Genomic DNA, 21,429 nt, shown 5'->3' on the forward strand with positions numbered 1-21,429 from the left:
CACTTTTATAGCACAATAACAATGGGATCAACGGGAGCATAACCCATCAATGGGGCTTGAGATAGTAAATCAAGAATGTCGAGGTCACAACACGATTGGATAGAGGGTTATACCATCTTCCTTCAGGAGTATCTACAAGAGGGGCGATTATCTCCTGAAATTGGAGACTGGATACAGGAGGCGATCGCCGCCCAAATTCCCCTATCCACCCTATTTCAGTGGCATCATCACAGTTTATTCCAGTTTCTGCAACAGGATCTCAACCCCGAACATTGGCCGCCGTTACTCGAAAAAGCCGCAACATTTCAGAGCCACAATTTCAGTCTTTACAACCTCAAGAAAAGTCTAAACTATCCGGTTGTTGGGCCAGTCTTAGACCAAGAAAGCGTCAATATTCCCAGTAAAGAACAAGAACTTAAGCTCAGAGAAAATACGGAGTTTGAGCATTTAATCAGTAGCATGTGTACCCAGTTTATGTGGTTAGACTTCCGGGAACTCGATCGAGAAATAGAAACCGCTATTGGTCGTTTAGCTCAACATTATCAGTGCGATCGCGCTTATCTGTTTCAATTGGGGGGCGATCGCCAGATGGCCCAACTGCGCTGTCAGTGGTATGCTCCTGACATTAGTCCCTTACCCCCGCTCTGGCATCAAATTCCCGTAGAATTTACCCCTTGGTGGATGAAACACCTGAACGAACACCAAGCCATCCCCATCCATTCTTTACAGGATTTTCCGCCAGAAGCCAAAGCTGAACACGCGATCGCCTCCGCGATCCAAGCTCAATCTTTACTCCTACTTCCCCTCATCGATAACGATCAGTTAATTGGATATCTAGGATTTTCCACCATTCGACAGTCGAAAATCTGGGGAAAAGATTGCATTAAACAACTTAAATTGGCCAGTGAATTACTGACCTGCACCCTAAAGCGAAAACAGGTAGAACTCACCTTAGAACATCTCCATGAACAGATGGAATTATCGATTGAGCAGCGTACCCAAGAACTGCAAGATGTGAACTCTCAACTTCAAGCCGAAATTCGAGAACGGCATCAGATTGAAAATGCCCTACGCCAAAGTGAAGTGCGATTTCGTCATATCTTTGAAGACTCTCCCCTAGGAATTGCCATTCTCAATACTGAGTATGGCTTAGAACGAGTTAATCTATCCTTGTGCCGGATGTTAGGCTACTCTGCCTTAGAGTTGCAATCCGTCAACTTAGTCGATTTACTCCATCCTGACGATCGAGACTTAACTCACACCCTCCTCAATCGGTTGATGAAGGGTGAAATTCCTTCTTTTCAGATTAAGCAACGTTGTATTCATCAGAGTCAAGAATTTTTGTGGGTCAAAGTCATTGCTTCAGTCATTTCCACCTCTGATTCCTTGGTAAAATCTTCGCAAGTCAGTCCTACCTATGGAATTCTCATCGTTGAAAATATCACTGAGCGAAAACAGGCTGATGAAACCCTAAAGTTAATTCAATTTACCCTTAATCGGGTGATGGATTCTGTCTTGCTTATTGATGCTCACGGTCAACTCATTTATGTCAACGATCGCGCCTGTCAAACCTTAGATTATCGCCGCGATCAATTATTACGGATGAATATCGGGGAAATTGATCTTTCTTGCCGCACGTCTCCTTGGAAGGAGTTTTGGAATCAGGTGAAATCCTCCGGATTTATGCGTGTTGATTCCGTCTATCAGAGCCAATCTGGTGTAGAGATTCCTGTAGAAATTAATTTCAATTTCTTTCAGTATCAAGGATTAGAGTATAGCTGTGCGATCGCTCGAGATTTGCGCGATCGCCAAAAAGCAGAAGCTGCTCTAGAGAAAAGTCAACACCTGCTGGCTGCATCCCAGAAGGCTGCTGGGTTAGGGAGTTGGGAGTTTGATCTGCTCACCCAAGAAATTTTTTGGTCGGATGAAGTGTTCCGCATTTTTGGCCAAGATCCCACCTGGGAGAAACCCCCAACCTATTCTCAACATATTCGACAATATCACCCTCACGATCGGGCCCAATTTCAACAGGTCATTCAACAGGCAATTTCGGAGGGAATAGACTACGATTTCGAGTTACGCATTCTTCGGTCTTCGGGTGACGTTCGTACGGTTTGGACCCAAGGACAACCCATTTTTAACGATCGCGGAGAGGTCATTAAACTCTTTGGACTCATTCAAGATATTACGGCTCGGAAACAGGTGGAATTAGCCCTGAAAGATAACGAAATGCGCTATCGTACCCTAGTCTCTCACATTCCAGGAATTATTTATCGCTGTTTACCCAATCAAGATTGGACAGTAGAATTTATCAATGATGCCATTGAAGATATCATCAGTTATAGCGCGGATGACATGATGTCTCGGATGGTGCCGGGGTTAGCTATCTTGCTTCATCCTGAAGATTTACCTTGGGTACGAGAGCAGGTTAAGTTCGCTCTAGCTCAACACGCTCCCTTTGAGCTAGAGTATCGGATGATAGCCCGTGATGGTACGATCCATTGGGTTTATGAGAAGGGTAAAGGAGTATGGAATGAGCAAGAGGAGCTAGTTTATCTCGATGGTGCCATCTTTGATGTGAGCGATCGCAAACAAGCCGAAGCACAACTCAAAGCGTCCTTAGCGGAAAAAGAAGTTTTGCTCCGGGAAATCCACCACCGAGTCAAAAATAATCTTAACATCATCTATAGTTTACTCGACATGCAATCTCGACAAGTCAGCGATCCAGGCTTGAATGATTTGTTACTCGATAGCCAGAAACGCCTCAAAACCATGGCTTTAATTCATGAGAAGCTCTATTGCTCCAAGAGTATCTCTCGCATTGATTTTGCTGAATACATCCATAGTTTGGTTCTCAGTATTTCCGCCTCCTATCGGATGCAATCTCATCAGATTAACTTAGAAATTGAAGCCGATCCCGTACAACTAACTATAGAAACCGCTATTCCGACCGGTTTAATCATCAATGAATTAGTCACCAATGCCTTAAAACATGCCTTTCCAGGCGATCGAGAGGGAACCGTGTGGATTGAATTCCGTGAAATTGACCATGGACAACTGGATTTAAAGATCATTGATAATGGGATAGGACTATCGTCTGGGGTGAGTGGGCAACAATCCCCTTCCCTTGGAATGCGTTTAGTGTCTATTCTAGCCGATCAGTTAGATGCCGATCTTGAAGTGCAGAATAATAATGGAACAGGTTTTCACTTAAGATTTGAACAATGTTCTTAATCAGGGTATTGAAAGATGAATAATTTTGCCAAGATTTTGATTGTTGAAGATGAGTTGATAGCTGCTCACAACTTAGCGGATAATCTTCAAGAATTAGGGTATGAAGTATCTGGAGTAGTTAAGACTGGAGAAGCGGCGATCGATCAGGTAATAAAAAATCCTCCCAGCTTGATTTTGATGGATATTAAGCTCCAAGGAAATATGAGTGGCATTGATGCGGCCCGTGCCCTACAAGATTATGATATACCCATTATTTATTTAACCGCTTTTAGTGATACTAAAACATTGGAAGATGCTACGGAAACTTTAACCTATGGATACCTGAATAAACCGGCTAAATTAGAGGATATAAAATCGGCGATCGCTCTCTCTATCGCTAAACACCAAAAAGATCGAAATCTTAAAACCCTTTGGCATGAAGAGAAAAAACTCAATGAGTTAAAATCTCATTTTGTATCCATGGTTTCCCATGATTTACGTGCTCCTTTAACTCATATCTTGGTTTCCCTTGAAATTCTTAGGCAATATGGGGATGATTTGAACTTATCTCAAAAAAATAAGCAGTTCGATCGGATGCAAATTGCCATTAAAAATATGACGTTGCAACTTGAAGAAATGCTCACGATTGATCAAGTTGAGTCTGGTAAGTTATCCTTAAATCCTGCATCTATTGATGTCGTTCAGTTGTGCAAAGAAAGATTGGATTATTTTGAGATCATGGCCGATCAAAAATGCTCCTTAATATTTGAGTGCGATCGAGAATCTTTGTCTCTTTATCTTGATGAAGATATTCTTGGGCATATTCTCAATAATTTACTGTCCAATGCAATTAAATATTCACCAGAAGGGGGGACAGTATGCATAACCTTAATGCCTCAACCCCATGCAATGCTGTTAGAAGTGAGCGATCAGGGCATTGGTATTCCGACGGAAGATCTGGAGAATCTTTACAGTCCTTTTGAACGGGCCAGTAATGTAGGTAAAATTAAGGGGACTGGTATTGGCTTGTATATTGTTAAACAAGCTGTAGAATGTCACCAGGGCACGATTGAGGTTTCTAGTCAAGTGGGAGTGGGGACAACCTTTCGGATTTGGTTACCTTCTCTAATGAATCATTTTCATTTCAGCGACAGCCAACACGGTTAATAATGAATCATTATCATGCCCCTGGAGTTTGTTACGCTAAAGGAGTTGATTTAATCAACAAGTTACGATATACTACAAATGAAGTTGACTAAAGCTTGAGAGCTTTTCTAGTGGGGTTTCAGGAACTCAATGGGCAAAAATTCGTCGTCTCAACCCATGGCCAAAGGTTCGGCAATCTCCATGATGAACCGAACTGACATATCGGGAGAAAATATTCAATCCTAGATCTTAGAGAAAGAAAAGGAGAGGCGATGACTTTCTTAAAACAAAGTTAAGTAAAAAAACTCAGTCTAATTGGGTGAAGAAAATTCACCTGAAAGGAGGAGGTATAACACCAGAGGTTTAACTTACTCTTAGAAATGAAGCAAGTTAGACAACAACCGGGAATTCACCCCATCCTTGAAAGATAAGTTACACGTTAGGGAATCTCCCAACAGAACCAGGGGCCAGAAGGTCGCTGAACTGATTGCTCCAGTCCAAGTTGTCAAGTTTTGGCGACGGATCGGGAACCCTAGGAATAGATATCCCCAATACAGATGTCCGGGAAACGTCTACGAAATTGAGTAGACGGTTTTTAAGCTCTCAAGTTTTCAGTATTAACCCCGATCATCACAACGACCTAATCCTAATGCCTAATACCATGACCAAGACGCAAACCAAAACCCAAACTAAGCTCCCCACCTATAAGGCAGATATGGTAAGGACATACCTGCATGAAATCGGTCGTATTCCTCTGTTAAGCCATGAGCAAGAGATTGTATTGGGTAAACAGGTTCAACAGATGATGCGGTTGATGAATGTCAAAGAGCAGCAAGAAGACCAACTCGATCGCCCCATCAGTGATGAGGAATGGGCCGATTTGGTACAGCTCGATCCTCAAGAGTTAGATCGGATGGTCAAGCAAGGTCAACGAGCCAAACAAAAAATGATTGAAGCGAACTTGCGTCTGGTGGTGGCGATCGCCAAAAAATACCAGAAACGGAATATGGAGTTTCTGGATTTAATCCAAGAAGGAACCCTGGGACTCGAACGGGGAGTGGAAAAATTTGACCCCATGAGGGGCTATAAATTCTCTACTTACGCCTATTGGTGGATTCGTCAAGCCATTACGCGGGCGATCGCCCAACAAGGGCGAACGATTCGCCTACCGATCCACATCACAGAGAAACTCAACAAAATCAAAAAAATTCAACGAGAACTCTCCCAACAGTTCGGTCGCAGTGCGACTCCGACGGAAATCGGCCAAGCCTTAGACCTGAAACCGGCTCAAATCCGTGAATACCTCACCCTCTCGCGTCAACCGGTCTCCCTAGATTTACGGGTGGGAGATAACCAAGATACGGAACTCCAAGAACTCTTGGAAGACGATGGTATTTCTCCGGAACACTATGCTACTCAAGAACTCCTGCGCCAAGACTTGCATCATCTGATCGCTGACCTCACACCTCAACAACAAGAGGTGTTGAATTTACGGTTTGGACTCACGGATGGTCATGAGTTATCTCTCTCTCAAGTCGGTCAGCGCATGAGTTTAAGTCGCGAGCGAGTCCGCCAACTGGAACGACAAGCCTTAACCTACTTACGTCGCCATCGGGGTCTGGTTCGTGAGTATTTAGCCAGCTAAGGGTTGGTTGTGTTGTCTCCAATATCGAAGAAGCACCTGGCTTGAACGCCAAGAGATCCCACAGGTGCTTCTAACAGAATAAAAAACGCTGATTTATAAAATCATTTTTTCTGAGGAGGAAACTAGGGTGCTTGAATTTTTATCATCTCAGATGCAACGCTTAACCTCAACATTGGTACACTCTTCATCGGTGCTAACGCCTCTGATGGTTACCCTCATGGTCTCCTTGGGAAATGGCGCTCCTGCCTTGGCTCAAAATAGGTCTAGCTCTCCTGAAAGCTCCCAGGCTGAAGCGATCGCTCAGTTTCCAGATGGGGTCTATTTTTATGGAGAATCTCCTCAACTGGATCAATTGGGTCAAGCCTATATGGTATTTGAAACTCATCAGCAGAAGCTTTTGGGCGCTTTTTATCTTCCCCATTCTTCCTTTGATTGTTTCTATGGACAGGTTGTCCAAAATCAACTCTCTTTGACGGTGATTGATAGTTACGAGCGCACTGCTCATGCTTATGCAATGGCTTTGGAACCGGTAGCGATCGCTTCTAGTCCAGGCTCTACAAACCTTCAGTTTGAGCCTGAAGGCTTTCATCGAATTCCACAATTGAGGGATGCCGAGCGGGGGTATCTAGAAACTTGTCGCCAAGATTTAGGAAATAATTAACCATAGACTTCTTGCAGAAGGTGAGGGAATAGGGATATAGGATTACTCTATTGCTATTTATTTTCTACTCACTTATGCAAGAGATCTAATTAACCCTTATTCCTGGGTGTCTGAAGTCTCAGGTGCTTCAGGTGCTTCAGGTACGGTCGTTGTCGGCTCTGGTGCAGGAACTGGAGTCGGTAAAGGTGTTAAACCGGGAATCCCTAAATCCAGATTCGGAGGTTCTGCTGGGGTAACTTCCGAGGGGTTCACCCCTGTGGGAAGTGTTGCCAATGCCACGCGATCGCCACCCACAGATCGCATTAAATCTAAAATTTGGACAACATCTTCATAAAGAGCTGTTTTTGAGGCATACAGCACCATTAATCCCTGTGCATTTTGAATCTGATAGGCGAGTAAGCGCTGTCGTAATTGATCCCTGGGAACTAATTCCTGTTCAATATAGGTTTGGCCCACCGTATCCACACTAACAATTAACATATCCTGCATTTGGGTGGTTCCGGTCTTGGCACTCGGTAAATCCACGGTAATCGCTTGCTGGCGGGTCAACCCCACAGCCGCTAAGATAAAAAAGGTCAAAATGCAGAAAATAACGTCAATGAGGGGAATAACTTCGATCCGCGCCTCTTCTGTTGGATTATCCCAGTTGATTTTCATGGTTGAATATTATAAAGTCTTGAATCCTCTGGCTGCCATATACCACAACCCTATTCCCTATTCCCTACTTTCGTCCAGGTGTTCGGCAACGGTGTGATAGAGATCAAGAATATGGCGATCGTCTAGATAATAATAGACTTTTCGTCCCCGTTTTTGGTAACGGACAAGCCGGTGAGCGCGGAGGGTTCGCAGTTGATGGGAAACAGCAGATTCCGTTAACTCTAGAGTCGTGGCTAAATCGCACACGCACAATTCTTCCGTAGCTAATAAGGATAGGATTCTTAAGCGATTGGGATCTCCGAGAATACTAAAGAATTCTGCCATTCTTTGAGCTTTCCGAGGATGCAGAAGATGAGACTCTAGATCTTGGCGGTGTTCTGTGTCTAATTCCTGGTGGGGCGAGCAGTGAGGGGAGTCCCCGGTTTCTAGGGTGGAGATGGATTGGGGGAGGTGAGGTTGTGACATAGAAGGAGTAACGAGTAATGAGTGAGTATATTGTTCTTTTGCTACTTACTCAAATTTAACAATATCTGAACAATCTTTCAATTATGTTGTGCTAACATATGAATGTCTGTTCAGATAAGAAGCAAAGGAGATCATCTGATGGTAACTGTGACCCAAATGAAATGTGCTTGTGAGTCTTGCCTGTGTGTTGTTGATGTAGAAACTGGGGTACAGAACAATGGCCAGGTTTATTGCAGTGAGGCTTGCGCCAATGGCCATCCTGATGGTTCAGGCTGCGGACATCACGGATGTGGATGTGATAAATAAGTTATATTGAAACAAAAAAAATATCTGGGGCGATCGCACTTTCTTCATGAAGGAGGCGATCGCCCTTTTCATTAAGGAGCATCGGAACCATCCGCTTTCACGGAATCTTTGCGTAGCGTTCGGGGAGTTTTTTCTAGATAATCGCTTTCCTCATCGGACCAATGTTGACGATACAATAGCTCTAGCTCACTTCCAGCGCGACGAAAGAGTTTGACTTGCATAAAAATCAAGCCTTGAAATAAGCGATAAAAGGCAACAGCAGTAATCGCAATGACCAGACCCACGGCAGTACTAATTAAAGCTTCCCCAATCCCCAAGGTTACCCCACGGGTAGAAGACGTAGCCAAATCGCCAATACTAATAGAGCCTAACGAATTAATTAATCCCAACACCGTTCCCAAAAGTCCCAACATAGGAGAGAGGGAAATAACTGCCTCTAGGATTTTATCTCCTCGGCGCATGGCAGCCAATTCATCATCGGCTGCTGCTTCCAAGGCTAACCGAAAGACCTCCGGATCGGGATTTCTCAGCCGTAAAGGAGCATAAAGAAATCGACCCACAGGTTGATCGCTGGCGCGTCGGGCAATTTCCGGTGCAGTTCTCCAGTCTTCCCGTGCAGCTTCGAGAATTTGCACAATCAATTCTTTTTCCTTGGTTAAAACCGTCCACCAAAACCATAACCGTTCAATAATCGTACTGAGGGCAAGCACGGATAAGAACAGTAATGGGCCAATGGTTAACCCCCCCTTCTCTAAAATTTCTGCGATCGTCATAGTTATCTGGTTCTCTGTGCCTAAACGCTGGGTAATGGATCGGTGTTCTTCGATTGTCTTACATTTTAGGATGTTCGGAGTTTATTATCAGGTTTTCCTTTGCCGTCGAGCTAGGTGGGGAAATCCTTACCCGCATTTTAGATAAGAGTTTGCCACAATAGAAGTAATGAGAGAAAGAGATTCTATGAGCAACCCAATTCAATCCCTGTACACTTGGTATCGGAATATGATTCGTAATCCCCAGTATCGCTGGTGGATTATTCTGGGAACGTTAGTTTATATTTTTAGCCCCCTAGATATTTCCCCGGATGTGTTTCCGATCGCCGGTCAAATTGATGATGTGGCAGTCATGGTCATTTTGCTTTCGGAGGTCTCCCAACTGATTTTAGACCGGGTGAAAGCGCAACAGCCATCAACCCCCACCTCCCCCAGTGGTGAAACGACTTCCAAAAACACAGTTGATGTGGATGCCGTTTCCCTAGATTAGGCAGGGAGTCGGGAGATGGGGGGACGCGGAGACGCTCCAGACACGGGAACACGGAGAAATTGTCTATTCCCTATTCCCTACTCCCCATTCCCTATTAATTGGGATTAGAAATCGGTAACACCTCCAAACCCGGTACTGGAGTAACAGACTCTGGTACATCAACTACAGGGGGGGCGGGTTCTGGGGTGTAGACAGGAGGAGCCAGACGCGCTTCCCAAGATCTAATTTGGGATTGAGCGCTGGAATAGAGACTATGGCTAGGGGGAATTTTGACGGCAATAGCGATCGCTCCTGGCAGATCGTAACTGGATCGCGCTTGCGCTAAACTCAGCAGTTCTTGCCCCCAACGATTGATTTCCTGTTCAGCGCTCGAACGTAAAGGATGTTCCCAAGGGATTTGTTCAGCTCGATTGATCGCTGCAACTAAATCTTCTGGCGAACCTTTAGCCGCTATTTGTTGAGCCGTTTGTAGATTATCCTGTCCCCTCATTTCCCATCGCCAATCCTCAATTAAACCATTGGCTTCATCAGAAAGAGCGCGACCGGGAGAAATTTGGCTGGCTGTGGCGATCGCCCCGCTTAGATCGCCCAAATTGGCATAATTTCGCGCTTGATCCAGATACGGTCTATCTTCCAGACGCTCTAACTGATCCGCCCACAGACGAATTTTCTCCTGAGCTTGGGGATACAACGCCCGTCCAGAGCCAATCCGTCGGGCCTCATTAATGGCAGATTGTAAAGAGAGAGCTTCCCCCGCAAAGGCCAAACTTTGGGCATTATTTAAATAGGGCCGATCTTCAATCCGCTCCACTTGGTCTTGCCAACGGTCAACTTTCTCTTGGGCTTGAGTATAGAGAGTGCGACCCGGACTAATCATACTCGCTTCCTGAATAGCCGATCGCAAATCCTCCAGAGTTCCGCCTATGGCCAAAGATTCAGCCCGATTCAAATAGGGCCGATCTTCAATCGTTTGGATTTCAGTATTCCAGGTATTGAGCAAAGTTGAAGCTTCCTGATAGCGGGGATTATTGCTAGAGATTAAGGACACTTCTGCCACAGCTTTGGCCAAATCATCCACCCCACCACCACGAGCCATATTACGAGCTTTTTCCAATCTAGCCACATCTTCAATTTCCCGTTCCCATCGAGAAATTAGATATTGAGCTTTGCCATAGAGAGGTCGTTTAATATCAATCTGCTTCGCTTGAGTAATCCCTTTTTCTAATCCTGAAACGGTATTACTCCAGGTCGATTGATGAGCCTTAGCCAAAACCGTAAAATCTTCGACCTGTTTCTCCATTTGGGCAGCAGCCGGAATTCTTTGTACAATAGCAATCGCGCCTTGGGCATCTTGCTCCTCTAACTGCTCTTCAGCCACCTCCATCATCTGGCGACCCGTTTTACGGATCAGATTTTGAGCCTCTCCATACAAATAACTCGACTTCTCAACCTTTTCCATTAACTCAATCGCCTTGAGCAAATCCTCCACCGTTCCGAACTCTGCCAAATCTTCTGCCTCGGCCAACGTTTTACCATCTTGACGAGACATTTGAATCAATTGCGTCAATTCTTGATAGCGGTTTTCTGACCAATAAACATTATCGATCTTGAGCAATTGTGTCGCTTGGCGGAAGGCCTGAGTCCATTGCCGTTTGCGGATTAAATTTTCTGTTTCTGCATAAATCTCTTCCGCCTTATCCCACATGCCTCGCCAGCGTTGCAGCCGATTATTCACCAAATCGGCTGCTGTAGTATCACTGGGAATATTTTGCGCTGTAGCGATCGCCTCTTGCAACTTACCTTGTTCAAACAGCATATCCCCCAAAACCAGCATATTTTCTGCCCAATCCTCAATCGATTGATTAATCCGAGGTCGTAAGGGATGATTCATAGGCAACGCATTGACAATTTCAATCGCCTCTAAATACCCTTCTCCTGTCTGCTCTTGAGCCGCTAATTCTGCACAATGCAACCGTAGAGAAGCGGAAGCCGTTGCCCATTGAACCTGGTCACAATTGGGTAACTTCGGCAGTTTTACCAAAGTCAACATACTTAAAAAACCTAAACCTCCTGGCACAAGAACAATCAGGGCAATCCAGAATAACCAGGATTGAGGGCCGATATTCTGAACCTTGAAATTGGGGTCGGGGGTATGGGATGGAGAATTCATAGGGCCAGTTTGGGAAACTTGCTATATTATGGGGGCAATGCAGGCGATCGCCAATCGACAAAGCAAAAATAGCGCTTTGAGCTAGGCAAAAGGCAAAAGGTAAAAGATTATCGGTGCTAGGTTTGAGACTTGAAGAAAAGTCCTAAGAACCTTGGCGGTTCCGATAATTGGTCTTCTTATCCTACCGTTGTCGTTCAGAAACGCCAACCGATCGAGCCTGAATAAAACTTCGGGTTGGCTTCTCTAAGAACCGGTATTACTTTGTAAATCTTCAATCAATTCTGCCAACTGATCGGAATTAATGTGATAGACTTCCTGACAAAATTCACAAGTGGCTTCTGCACCCTCATCTTTTTCGATCATATCTTGTAGTTCTTCCTGTCCTAGTAATTTCAACGCTCCTAAGACCCGATTCACCGAACAGGGACAATAAAACTGCACCATCTGAGTTTCTGGAAAAATGTGCAGATCGAAATCCCCCAACAAATCCTGAAAAATTTCTGGCAGCGTTTTATGGGCCCGGAGCAGAGGAGTAAACCCAGATAACTGAGATACACGGGATTCTAAAGCACTGATCAGCTCTTCATCTTCGGCTGCTTTCGGCAACACTTGCAGCAAAAGTCCTCCAGCCGCTTGTACGCCATCGGCATCTACAAAGACTCCCAGGATCAGAGCCGAAGGGGTTTGTTCAGAAGTGGCCAGATAATGGGTTAAATCCTCACCAATTTCTCCAGAGACCAATTCTACGGTGGTGGAATAGGGATAACCATAGCCCACATCTCGCACCACATATAAATAGCCTTCCCTACCGACTGCTCCTCCAACATCCAGTTTTCCTTTCTCATTGGGGGGTAGCTCGACGCTGGGATGGTGGACATAACCGCGCACCGTACCATCTAAACCCGCATCGACTAAAATCGAACCTAAAGGGCCATTGCCATTCACCTTAATCGTTACTCTCGATCCCGGTCGTTTCATGCTCGAAGCAAATAACAATCCTCCCGCCATGGTGCGTCCGAGTGCTGCTGTAGCCACATAGGACAGGTTATGTCGTTGACGAGCCTCATCCGTGAGGCGGGTAGTAATTACGCCCACTGCTCGAATACCACCCTCGGCTGCCGTTGCCCGAATTAACTGGTCTACCATAAAACCCCTTACATTTCTTTACACTTTCCTTATTCTAAACAGGGAAGTGAACTTTACATCAGCGACAAATCTCTCTGGCATACTGGAGAAGGGAACTCTTGCAATTTAGATTGATAGGTATGTTTGGGACATTTCAATCGAGTCAGTTACGGATAGAAGTTGAGGCTTCTGAAGCGAAGATTCGCCAGAGTCTGTTGTATCCCGATCGCCTGCGTCAGTGGTTATGGCCACAAACGTTATCGGAAGGGTTACCAGAACAATTGAGTGCTGGAGTTACATTTACCAGTCGGATGGGGCCGGTGGCGATTTCCCATCAAGTTGACTTGGCTGGCGATCGCCACTTACGCTTACTCCTAAGTCATGGCATTGACGGCTTCCATGAATGGATGTGGGGCGACGGATGGATACAGTCCCGACTTGAAGGAGTGACTTTACTACCGCTCAATTTAGGTCAAACCCTCAGTTTACTCAGACTCAAACAATTTTTAACCCAACCTGATGAATCCTGATGTCTGCCAAGGATGTTTATCACAATACTGGATTGTTTCATCTAATTTGATGCATTAGATTTCGTTTGTAGTGATTGCTCAAGCCCTCCGCAGCTAGGTTTTTAAGCACTCTTCGTGCTTACTACAAACAAAGCCCTATTTTAGGTGAAACAATCCAGTAGATTGGTTTAAACGAAGCGAAACCCCTGTTTTCCCTATTCCCTATTCCCTATTCCCTAACTATGCTACCTGTTGCCGAAGCCGAACGTTTAATTCTAAATCAGATTCATCCCCTCAACCCTGAAACTGAGTCTCAAATGGTCACCCTGGATAAAGCTAGGGGGCGCGTACTGTCTCGTCCAGTCACCAGTAGTCTCGATTTTCCCCATTGGGACAACTCAGCCATGGATGGCTACGCTGTTCGCTATCTGGATGTGCGCGACTGTTCCCCAGAAAATCCGGCAGTTCTGGAAGTTGTAGGAGAAGTTCCTGCCGGAATTGTTCCCGATTTTACTCTACAGCGAGGACAAGCCGCCCGCATTTTTACGGGAGCTATGATTCCCAATGGTGCAGATACCATCGTCATGCAGGAAAATACTCAGCTACAGAACCAAAAAGTGTCGGTTTTGAGGGCTACTAAATCCGGAGAATTTATCCGCAAACAAGGGAGCTTTTATCAAGCAGGTAATATCTTGCTGCAATCGGGAATGCTCGTCAATATGCCCGAAGTTGCCATTTTAGCGGCTGCCCAATGTAACCAAGTTAGCGTTTATCGTCGTCTAAGAGTTGCAATTTTTGCGACAGGAAATGAATTGGTTCCTTGCGATCGCCCCTTAGCACCTGGTCAAATTGTAGACTCCAATCAGTATGCTCTTGCTGCCGGGATTGCCCAAATGGGAGGCATTCCCCATTGTTTTGGTATTATTCCTGATGACCCAGAAGCCACTCAAAAAGCTATTTCTGGAGCCTTATCTATGGTGGATGTGATCATTTCTTCTGGGGGTGTTTCTGTCGGAGAATATGATTATATTGACCGGATTTTAAAGGATTTAGGGGCAACACTCCATGTGACAAAAGTCAAGATAAAACCCGGTAAACCCTTAACCTTTGCCACATTTACCGAAAGCTCAATTCCCAGTTGTTTATATTATTTTGGTTTACCGGGAAATCCAGTTTCGGCATTAGTTTGCTTTTGGAGATTTGTACAACCGGCTCTGAAAAAGCTATCCGGTTATAGCAGTGGATGGCAACCGAAGTTTGTCCTAGCCCAAAATCGCTGTTTATTGCGTGGAGGCCCCAGAGAAACCTATGTTTGGGGTAATTTAGCCTATACTCCCCAAGGCTGTGAGTTTGATTTAGCTCCAGGTTTGCAAATTTCCGCTAATTTAATTAATTTAGCTGGAACCACTGGGTTTGCGGTAATTCCCGCAGGAAAAGATCAGATTCATCCGGGAGAATGGGTGCAAGTTCTAACGATTTAGGACTCAAAACTGGAATCAAATCGTCATAATACCATTCACATCACCCGCAACTAAAGCAGTCATTTTAGCTAAATCGCTAAAGTTGCCTGTTGCAGTTCCATCTGTTGTTACTCCAGGAATTTGGGGTGTAATGCGGGTGTTGAGTAGGTAATTTGTGGGAGCGTTGCTGGTGATGCGTAACCGGTAAGCACCACCAGGGAGTTCTCCAGAGATGACAGAGGTGTTGTTGTTCAGTTGTCCGTTGAGAACGACGTTACCTTCTTCGTCTAAGACATCGACGGTGGCTAAAGCGGTAAGTCCGGTTAGGGATAACTCGAAGGTGTTGGTTGCGCCGAGGCTGAATTTGTAGTAGTCGGCAACATCACTTCCGCCAACGCTTTGGGAGAAGGTTCGGGTATTGGAGGCTAGGGAGATGCTGCTGGCGGTTTCTAGGGTGTTGCCGGGATCGGTTTCTATGGGGGTAACTTCAGCCGCAGGTGGCAAAATGAAAAGGCTGGGTGCGGGAGCAGGAGAGGGTGAGGGAAGATCGGGTACGGAAGGCAGGGGTGAGGGAGTGGGAATATTGAGGAGGATGCTGGTGAATTGGGAAGCGTCGAGAGTGCTTGCGTCGATACCTTGGAAGATGCCGAGAATGGCTCCAGTGGTGCGATCGCTCACCACGCTATCCTCTCCCCGTTGACTCACCATCAGCGTATCAAAAGTCACTCCAGCAGCCAACCCAACTTTATCCTGTCCTGGGATGAAGTCAAGGATGAGATCTTCTCCACTGCCTAAGACAAAGATATCTTCTCCAGAGCCACCTAACAGGGTATCGTTGCCTAAGTCGCCGTAGAGGATATCGTTGCCGCGATCGCCAGCAACCCAATCATTACCCTGTCCGCCCCGTACACAGTCATCTCCCTGACCTCCATGTACCGTATCCTTGCCTAAATTTCCATTGACATAATCGGCTTCTGGATTTCCAACGATGAAATCATCATCGAGTCCTCCCCAGATACTATCTGCACCCGTTCCGCCTAAAATGACATCGTTTTCTTGGTTTCCATAGAGTTCATCATTGCCTGCATTACTAGCAATAATATCTGCACCTTCTAGTCCCTAAACTATATCATGTTCCTGGGTTTCAACGATTATGTCATTTTGTTGTGTTCCGAAGCGAATCATCAGTCTAGTCTCCTGAACGGTAGATGTTTAGCCCTTGCAGTGTGGGAGTTAGAGGAGAAAAAGAGGTGAAATCAGAATCCATCTGATTTCAGTCCCTCTTGCATTTATGTCTTCGTGTCTCCATACTAACTTATCTATTTTAGCTAACAAAAACTGTTTTGAAAATTAAAAGAAATTGATATTTTTTTTTGTGTTTTTTTGAGTTAATTACTAATAATATCAGATTGAAGAGCGAAAACTGACTCAGTTTGACTCATTTTTTGAAAGTGGATCGATCGCCACTTGCCTCTTACCTCTAAAATGTAAATTTATATAACAATTTCGCTCAAAGCGCATAAAAATCGAGCTTAAAAACTGAGAACCCTATAGAGGGGTCATGCACTTCTCTAGTTGTTGCAATCGCAAGATAGGGTTATGGCAGATACACTCACAGCCTCCAAAGCCGGACTAGACACTGTTTATAGAGCTATTCGCCAAAAAGGATGGACAAAAACTCAAACCTCTCTCTGGTGGCATGATGCTCAAACATCGCAAGCAACCCTACGCAGGTTTTGGCGTAGGATTCCCATCGATCGACATGCATTTCAAAAGATTTGTCAGGTTGCGGGAGTAGGCTGGGAGAGCGTCACGGAAATTGAATCGTCTTCAAGCTCACCAGAAGAGAACAAGAATAAAGACCTCTTAAGGGATTTGAGCCTCATTGACTGCATGGTGATCCTATTGCTCCTGAGAACCTAACCCTGACGATCTGGTAATACAATAGAATATCTCGATCTGGTTTCTAGGAGGTTTTTCTCGTTTTGACAGATGCTTGTTCTCAAGATTCCGGCTCTGAAAACCACGTTTCCCCTCCCGAACAACCTCAGCGATCGCCAAAATTCGGCGATCGCTTCAAAGCATTGTCCTCTAAAGTATCTCAGGCAATGGGCTTTGAATGGATGTACTTTCATCTCAACTATGCCGACTGTGTAGAACTCTATGCAGCAGAGACTCTAGTTGCGGCTTATGTCAACGATCACTCGAGTTGGTTTACTCGATGTGCCCTACCAATGAAAGCGATCTCTATCGGCGACAATGCCTATGATTTACTCATTGGTCGCTATGGAGCACTTCAATTTGAAGTTGAAGTTAGAATAGGACTTGAACTGATTCCGTGTGATGAAACAGGAGTTTATCGCATCTGTAGCATTGAACTCCCCAATTATACGCCCCCAGGTTATCAAGTAAACTTTCACGGACAATTTTATCTGGCCGAAATTCCCTGTTGTCCCACCCCAGAATATTTCAAGGAACTGCAAAGCTATCTCATCCTTCCCTCACCTCTACCGGAAGTGATGACACGCTGGGAATGGAGTCTAGATCTAACAGTAGGCGTAAGATTTCCCCAATTTATCCATCGCTTACCCCAATCTTTGATCCAAACGACTAGCGATCGCCTCCTGCAACAAATTGTCCGCGAAGTTTCTCGCCGTTTGGCTAAAAAAGTACAACAAGACTTTCATAAAACCCTAGCCAATTAGGGAATAGGCCATAGGAAGTAGGGAGTAAAGAATAAGTGATTTACCGGTTTCTGAAGTGTCTGAAGTCTCTCCTAATCCCCTTATTCCCTTACTCCCCCATTCTCCCACCCCTACCCCAACCCTACCATCCTCTGTCAGAATAGATTAGAACGCGACTATTGTTTGCTCTTCCGGCTATGGCCTACTGCTTAAACCCCAATTGCAACCACCCCGAAAATCCACAGAATGCAGAGGTTTGTCAAAACTGTGGAAAACCCTTAACAGAGCTGCTTAGGGGTCGATATCGAGTTCTCAAACCCCTGGGACGGGGGGGAATGGGTCGTACCTATCTCGCGGTTGATGAAGACAAACTTCGCAGCTTCTGCGTGATTAAACAATTTTCTCCCCAAATTCAAACGACAGGAGAACGACGGGACAAATCGGTGCAAAAGTCCACGGATTTGTTTTACCAAGAAGCCATGCGGTTGCATGAATTGGGAGAACATCCACAAATTCCCACCCTATTAGCCTATTTTGAACATCAGGAACAGTTGTATTTAGTTCAACAGCTTATTCGTGGCCCCACCTTATGGCAAGAGTTAAGGCATCAAGGGGCATTTAGTGAAAAGCAAATCTGGGATATTCTCGAACAATTATTACCGGTTTTAGGGTATATACACGGCTATAAAGTGGTGCATCGGGATATTAAACCCACGAATATTATTCGCCGTAAACAAGACAAAACACTGGTGTTAATTGATTTTGGCATTGCCAAACAGTTAACAGCCACTGGAATGGCCAGAGTCGGGACAAAAATTGGGACAGAAGGGTATGCTCCTATAGAACAAATCCGCAGTGGTCGCGCCTATCCGGCCAGTGATTTGTATAGCTTGGGGGTGACTTGTATTCATTTGCTGACTGGGTTATCGCCTGATGAATTATTCGATCCCTTAACGGGGAATTGGCTATGGCGAGAAACACTCAAAGAACAAGAGATCGTCATTAGCGATCGCCTGGGACAAATTTTAGATAAACTACTCAAAGATATTGTCAGCGATCGCTATCAGTCAGCCCAAGCTGTGATTTCTGATATGAACCCTGTGCCGAGTCCCCCCAATGTGATTGTACCGGAAGGGTATTTAATCTCTCCTCCTGCGGTTCAAGATTGGCATTGTGTCCATACCCTCCATCACCATAGTGGTAAAATTCAGGATTTAGCTATCCATCCCCAAGGCAATCTTCTAGCCAGTTCCAGTGAAGATAAAACCCTCTGTTTGTGGCGGATGAGCGGGCAAAAATTAGAGAAGGTTTCTCTGCTGTCTACCTTAACGGGTCATGAGGCTTCTGTGGGAGCTGTTGCTATCCATCCTGAAGGGGAATTATTGGTCAGTGGGAGTCATGATAAGCGGATTTTATTTTGGCGTTTACCAGAGTCTATTGATAAACAAATTGTTCACACCCAACCGATTTTGGTTTTAAACGATCATCGGGATTGGGTAAATACTCTGGTGTTTAGTCCCAGTGGCAGTTTATTAGCCAGTGGCTCAAACGATAAAACTGTACGAGTGCGACAGTTAGCCGTGACTCCAGATGGCGAATGGGAACAATTACCTCTGTTAACCTTAACCAGTCATACGGATGCCGTAAATGCCTTAGCATTTAGTGCGGATGGTCGCTGGTTAGCCAGTGGAGGAGAAGACCGAGTGGTGAAGGTTTGGAATGTGGAAACGGGAACGCTCCATTTAAATTTACCGCGCCATGCGCAACGGATTAATGCGTTGGCGTTTAGTCCCCGTAATCGGATTTTGGCCAGTGGTAGTGATGATGGTACAATTCGGATCTGGGATTCACTCAAGGGTCATCAAATTCGCACGTTAACTGAACATGGCGATTCTATTTTTGGCTTAGTGTTTAGTCCTAATGGTCAGGTCTTGTTTAGTAGTAGTCGCGATCGCACCATCAAAATCTGGGACTTAGAGAACTGGAAATCCATCTCTACTTTAGACGATCACTCCTGGTGGGTGAGGGCGATCGCCTTAAGCCAAGATGGTTTAACCTTAGTTACCGGTAGTGGTGATGCCACCATTAAAATTTGGCGTTGGATGTGAGGGTTATCCTTCATCCATTACTGCTAGAAAACTTGGTATTGATCAGGATAGCCGCTTGAGTGCGATCGCGGACATTAAGCCGACTCAAAATATTGGCTACATGGTTTTTCACCGTGCGCTCAGAAATATACAAGGTTTTGGCAATTTCCCGATTACTATAACCCGCACCAATGAGCTTCAAAACCTCCTGCTCCCTTGGGGTTAACAGTTGTAACTCTGGTGGTGCAGAATTCACCTCTGGTTCCGGTTGACTGGTAAGCATTTTTTCTAATAATCCTGGCCCCAAATGGGTATAGCCTTTATGAACCGATCGAATGGCTTCGGCTAAATCTTCTGAAGGCGTATCCTTTAATAAATAGCCCTTCGCACCGTAACGCACGGCTTGGGTGACATATTCATCATCATCAAAGGTGGTTAAGACCAAAACTTTAATTTGGGGACACTGCTCTTGCAGCACTTTAGTAGCAGCAACCCCGTCCATAACCGGCATCCGCACATCCATTAAGACGACATCCGGTTGTAAAGATATGGCTCGTTCAACAGCAACTTTGCCATTTTCAGCAGCTCCAATTACGTCTAGATCGGGTTTAGTTTGTAGGAGACTCGATAACCCTTCTCGGACTAAGCTTTGATCGTCTACTAATAATATTTTGATCATAAAAAATAGGAATTAAAACTCGACAATTACGGGAGTATGATCGCTCGGTTTAGGCAAGTGTCGAGGGGCAAGATCAATGATACATCTTGAAGCGCGATCGCCTAACGGAGCCGATAAATAGTGATGATCGATACGCCAACCTCGCTGACGCTTAAAGGAATTTTGGCGATAATCCCACCAAGTATATTGACCTTCTTCTTGGTTGAATTTCCGGAAAGCGTCGGCTAATCCTAACTTGAGAATACGTTGCAAGGCTTCCCTTTCTTTGGCAGTCGTTCCGGTTTTTTGGCTATTGGGGGAAACTTCAAAATGCACATCCCGATCTTCCGGAACAATGTTAAAATCACCACTAATACATAAGCCTTGGGAATGGCGCTTGAGGAGGATATCGAGATAATCTTGTAAGAGCGCCAGCCAATCTAATTTATAGAAATATTTATCACTCTCGAAGTCGCCACCATTGGGAACATAAACCGTAATAATGCGGATATCGTCTAAAACTCCGGTAATTAAACGCTTTTGCTCGTCAAACTCCCCCACCCGATCCGCGCCTAAAATGGGGCTAAAGCCAGTGGTAACCTCGGAGAGGGGCGATCGCGTAATCAAGGCTACGCCATTATAAGCCTTTTGCCCAGAGACATAAACGTGATATCCGGCCTCTTCAAAGGGCGATCGCGGAAATAGATCGTCAATTACCTTGGTTTCCTGCAACCCCAACACATCCACCGGGTTATCTCGCAGCCAATTGACAACAATATCCAGTCGGGTACGAATCGAGTTAACATTCCAAGTGGCAATTTTCATCAACGGTAACGCTTGGCGCTGGTAATGAGTAATAGAGAGGAGAAGACGATCCCCTCAAATTGTAACTGAATGGGGGATAGAAGAATGCTCTCCTACGAATTAAAATAAATAGAAAACAGATGCTTAAACCTCATGCCTGAAACCCAATCTGAAGCCAAAAATGTATTCGGTGAACCGTTACAACCCTGTTGCACTGACCCCATGACGGGATATTATCGCACCGGATATTGCGAAACCGGGCCCGGAGATTTCGGTCTGCATGTGGTTTGTGCCCAAGTAACCGAAGAATTTTTAGCCTATACTCGCGAACAAGGGAATGACTTAAGTACCCCCGTACCAATGTATCAATTTCCCGGACTTAAAAGTGGCGATCGCTGGTGTTTATGTGCCTCTCGTTGGAAAGAAGCCCTCGAAGCTGGGGTTGCGCCTCCCGTTGTCCTATCCGCCACCCATCTCAACACCTTAGCCGTGATTCCCTTAGAATTGCTGAAAGACCATGCTGTCGATCCAGAAGGGTAACTCTGAATGTAAGGTAGAATTATAGAGAAACTTCACGTT

At 45.2% G+C, this 21,429-nt stretch carries 20 protein-coding genes and 1 pseudogene; 12 read left to right on the plus strand and 9 right to left on the minus strand.

All coding sequences use genetic code 11. From position 1 onward, the window contains the following. Nucleotides 1-75: 75 nt before the first annotated feature. The 4 genes from PN466_RS03715 (at nt 76) to PN466_RS03730 (ending at nt 6,665) form a co-directional block, all read left to right on the plus strand. Nucleotides 76-3,234, plus strand: coding sequence for a PAS domain S-box protein (locus tag PN466_RS03715; protein WP_271937061.1), 3,159 nt, complete (start codon nt 76-78; stop codon nt 3,232-3,234). Nucleotides 3,235-3,249: 15 nt separating this feature from the next. Next, nucleotides 3,250-4,380: a hybrid sensor histidine kinase/response regulator gene (locus tag PN466_RS03720; RefSeq protein WP_271937062.1), complete on the plus strand. Its 1,131-nt coding sequence runs from the start codon at nt 3,250-3,252 to the stop codon at nt 4,378-4,380. A gap of 640 nt (nt 4,381-5,020) precedes the next feature. Next, nucleotides 5,021-6,004: an RNA polymerase sigma factor, RpoD/SigA family gene (locus PN466_RS03725; RefSeq protein ID WP_271937159.1), complete on the plus strand. Its 984-nt coding sequence runs from the start codon at nt 5,021-5,023 to the stop codon at nt 6,002-6,004. 127 nt (nt 6,005-6,131) lie between these two features. After that, a complete protein-coding gene (locus PN466_RS03730; RefSeq protein ID WP_271937064.1) occupies nt 6,132-6,665 on the plus strand; it encodes a hypothetical protein in 534 nt (177 codons plus the stop codon). 96 nt (nt 6,666-6,761) lie between these two features. Here the strand turns inward: PN466_RS03730 and PN466_RS03735 are convergent, their stop codons facing one another. Both PN466_RS03735 and PN466_RS03740 read right to left on the minus strand, forming a co-directional pair. Beyond that, a complete protein-coding gene (locus tag PN466_RS03735) occupies nt 6,762-7,322 on the minus strand; it encodes an ExbD/TolR family protein (RefSeq protein WP_271937066.1) in 561 nt (186 codons plus the stop codon). 57 nt (nt 7,323-7,379) lie between these two features. Then, nucleotides 7,380-7,787, minus strand: coding sequence for an ArsR/SmtB family transcription factor (locus PN466_RS03740; protein WP_271937069.1), 408 nt, complete (start codon nt 7,785-7,787; stop codon nt 7,380-7,382). A 138-nt stretch (nt 7,788-7,925) separates the two neighbouring features. Here PN466_RS03740 and PN466_RS03745 point away from each other — a divergent pair, with 138 nt between their 5' ends. Continuing rightward, a complete protein-coding gene (locus PN466_RS03745; protein ID WP_271937071.1) occupies nt 7,926-8,093 on the plus strand; it encodes a metallothionein in 168 nt (55 codons plus the stop codon). 71 nt (nt 8,094-8,164) lie between these two features. Here the strand turns inward: PN466_RS03745 and PN466_RS03750 are convergent, their stop codons facing one another. Further along, nucleotides 8,165-8,866, minus strand: a complete 702-nt coding sequence (locus PN466_RS03750; protein ID WP_271937072.1) for a MotA/TolQ/ExbB proton channel family protein — start codon at nt 8,864-8,866, stop codon at nt 8,165-8,167. 184 nt (nt 8,867-9,050) lie between these two features. Here PN466_RS03750 and PN466_RS03755 point away from each other — a divergent pair, with 184 nt between their 5' ends. Then, entirely contained in the window at nt 9,051-9,353 is a 303-nt protein-coding gene (locus PN466_RS03755) for a YkvA family protein (RefSeq protein ID WP_271937074.1), read from the plus strand. A gap of 94 nt (nt 9,354-9,447) precedes the next feature. Here PN466_RS03755 and PN466_RS03760 read toward each other — a convergent pair whose 3' ends face one another. Continuing rightward, nucleotides 9,448-11,523 (minus strand): chromosome segregation ATPase, encoded by a 2,076-nt coding sequence (locus PN466_RS03760; RefSeq protein ID WP_271937075.1) that lies wholly within the window; start codon nt 11,521-11,523, stop codon nt 9,448-9,450. A 243-nt stretch (nt 11,524-11,766) separates the two neighbouring features. Beyond that, entirely contained in the window at nt 11,767-12,669 is a 903-nt protein-coding gene (hslO, locus tag PN466_RS03765; RefSeq protein WP_271937077.1) for an Hsp33 family molecular chaperone HslO, read from the minus strand. A gap of 119 nt (nt 12,670-12,788) precedes the next feature. Here hslO and PN466_RS03770 point away from each other — a divergent pair, with 119 nt between their 5' ends. Then, nucleotides 12,789-13,178 (plus strand): hypothetical protein, encoded by a 390-nt coding sequence (locus PN466_RS03770; protein WP_271937078.1) that lies wholly within the window; start codon nt 12,789-12,791, stop codon nt 13,176-13,178. Between the two features lie 221 nt (nt 13,179-13,399). Beyond that, on the plus strand, nt 13,400-14,638 hold the full coding sequence (locus PN466_RS03775) for a molybdopterin molybdotransferase MoeA (RefSeq protein WP_271937079.1): 1,239 nt from the start codon (nt 13,400-13,402) through the stop codon (nt 14,636-14,638). Between the two features lie 15 nt (nt 14,639-14,653). Here the strand turns inward: PN466_RS03775 and PN466_RS03780 are convergent, their stop codons facing one another. Further along, nucleotides 14,654-15,343: a hypothetical protein gene (locus PN466_RS03780; RefSeq protein WP_271937080.1), complete on the minus strand. Its 690-nt coding sequence runs from the start codon at nt 15,341-15,343 to the stop codon at nt 14,654-14,656. A 57-nt stretch (nt 15,344-15,400) separates the two neighbouring features. After that, nucleotides 15,401-15,724 (minus strand): annotated as a pseudogene (locus tag PN466_RS26170) (calcium-binding protein); the annotation flags it as partial. A 492-nt stretch (nt 15,725-16,216) separates the two neighbouring features. Between PN466_RS26170 and PN466_RS03785 the strand changes: the two are divergent. The 3 genes from PN466_RS03785 (at nt 16,217) to PN466_RS03795 (ending at nt 19,409) form a co-directional block, all read left to right on the plus strand. Then, the gene (locus PN466_RS03785; RefSeq protein WP_271937082.1) at nt 16,217-16,540 is read left to right on the plus strand and encodes a hypothetical protein; all 324 of its coding nucleotides are present in this window, start codon (nt 16,217-16,219) and stop codon (nt 16,538-16,540) included. A 62-nt stretch (nt 16,541-16,602) separates the two neighbouring features. After that, nucleotides 16,603-17,322, plus strand: a complete 720-nt coding sequence (locus PN466_RS03790) for a DUF1997 domain-containing protein (RefSeq protein ID WP_271937083.1) — start codon at nt 16,603-16,605, stop codon at nt 17,320-17,322. Nucleotides 17,323-17,498: 176 nt separating this feature from the next. After that, on the plus strand, nt 17,499-19,409 hold the full coding sequence (locus PN466_RS03795; protein WP_271937085.1) for a serine/threonine-protein kinase: 1,911 nt from the start codon (nt 17,499-17,501) through the stop codon (nt 19,407-19,409). Nucleotides 19,410-19,419: 10 nt separating this feature from the next. Here the strand turns inward: PN466_RS03795 and PN466_RS03800 are convergent, their stop codons facing one another. Together PN466_RS03800 and xth are read right to left on the minus strand one after the other, a co-directional pair. Beyond that, the gene (locus PN466_RS03800) at nt 19,420-20,067 is read right to left on the minus strand and encodes a response regulator (protein ID WP_271937086.1); all 648 of its coding nucleotides are present in this window, start codon (nt 20,065-20,067) and stop codon (nt 19,420-19,422) included. A gap of 12 nt (nt 20,068-20,079) precedes the next feature. Then, entirely contained in the window at nt 20,080-20,871 is a 792-nt protein-coding gene (gene xth / locus PN466_RS03805) for an exodeoxyribonuclease III (protein ID WP_271937087.1), read from the minus strand. Nucleotides 20,872-21,003: 132 nt separating this feature from the next. Here xth and PN466_RS03810 point away from each other — a divergent pair, with 132 nt between their 5' ends. Continuing rightward, nucleotides 21,004-21,390: a DUF2237 family protein gene (locus PN466_RS03810; RefSeq protein WP_271937089.1), complete on the plus strand. Its 387-nt coding sequence runs from the start codon at nt 21,004-21,006 to the stop codon at nt 21,388-21,390. The last annotated feature ends 39 nt before the right edge of the window (nt 21,391-21,429 follow it).

The sequence above is a fragment of the Roseofilum reptotaenium CS-1145 genome (assembly GCF_028330985.1).
GTDB classification, from domain to species: Bacteria; Cyanobacteriota; Cyanobacteriia; order Cyanobacteriales; family Desertifilaceae; genus Roseofilum; species Roseofilum reptotaenium.

Coding starts and splice junctions, on each gene's coding strand:
- PN466_RS03715 (WP_271937061.1), top strand. CDS start 76: ATGTCGAGGTCACAACACGATTGGATAGAGGGTTATACCATCTTCCTT.
- PN466_RS03720 (WP_271937062.1), top strand. CDS start 3,250: ATGAATAATTTTGCCAAGATTTTGATTGTTGAAGATGAGTTGATAGCT.
- PN466_RS03725 (WP_271937159.1), top strand. CDS start 5,021: ATGACCAAGACGCAAACCAAAACCCAAACTAAGCTCCCCACCTATAAG.
- PN466_RS03735 (WP_271937066.1), bottom strand. CDS start 7,322: ATGAAAATCAACTGGGATAATCCAACAGAAGAGGCGCGGATCGAAGTT.
- PN466_RS03740 (WP_271937069.1), bottom strand. CDS start 7,787: ATGTCACAACCTCACCTCCCCCAATCCATCTCCACCCTAGAAACCGGG.
- PN466_RS03745 (WP_271937071.1), top strand. CDS start 7,926: ATGGTAACTGTGACCCAAATGAAATGTGCTTGTGAGTCTTGCCTGTGT.
- PN466_RS03750 (WP_271937072.1), bottom strand. CDS start 8,866: ATGACGATCGCAGAAATTTTAGAGAAGGGGGGGTTAACCATTGGCCCA.
- PN466_RS03755 (WP_271937074.1), top strand. CDS start 9,051: ATGAGCAACCCAATTCAATCCCTGTACACTTGGTATCGGAATATGATT.
- PN466_RS03760 (WP_271937075.1), bottom strand. CDS start 11,523: ATGAATTCTCCATCCCATACCCCCGACCCCAATTTCAAGGTTCAGAAT.
- hslO (WP_271937077.1), bottom strand. CDS start 12,669: ATGGTAGACCAGTTAATTCGGGCAACGGCAGCCGAGGGTGGTATTCGA.
- PN466_RS03770 (WP_271937078.1), top strand. CDS start 12,789: ATGTTTGGGACATTTCAATCGAGTCAGTTACGGATAGAAGTTGAGGCT.
- PN466_RS03775 (WP_271937079.1), top strand. CDS start 13,400: ATGCTACCTGTTGCCGAAGCCGAACGTTTAATTCTAAATCAGATTCAT.
- PN466_RS03785 (WP_271937082.1), top strand. CDS start 16,217: ATGGCAGATACACTCACAGCCTCCAAAGCCGGACTAGACACTGTTTAT.
- PN466_RS03795 (WP_271937085.1), top strand. CDS start 17,499: ATGGCCTACTGCTTAAACCCCAATTGCAACCACCCCGAAAATCCACAG.
- PN466_RS03800 (WP_271937086.1), bottom strand. CDS start 20,067: ATGATCAAAATATTATTAGTAGACGATCAAAGCTTAGTCCGAGAAGGG.
- xth (WP_271937087.1), bottom strand. CDS start 20,871: ATGAAAATTGCCACTTGGAATGTTAACTCGATTCGTACCCGACTGGAT.
- PN466_RS03810 (WP_271937089.1), top strand. CDS start 21,004: ATGCCTGAAACCCAATCTGAAGCCAAAAATGTATTCGGTGAACCGTTA.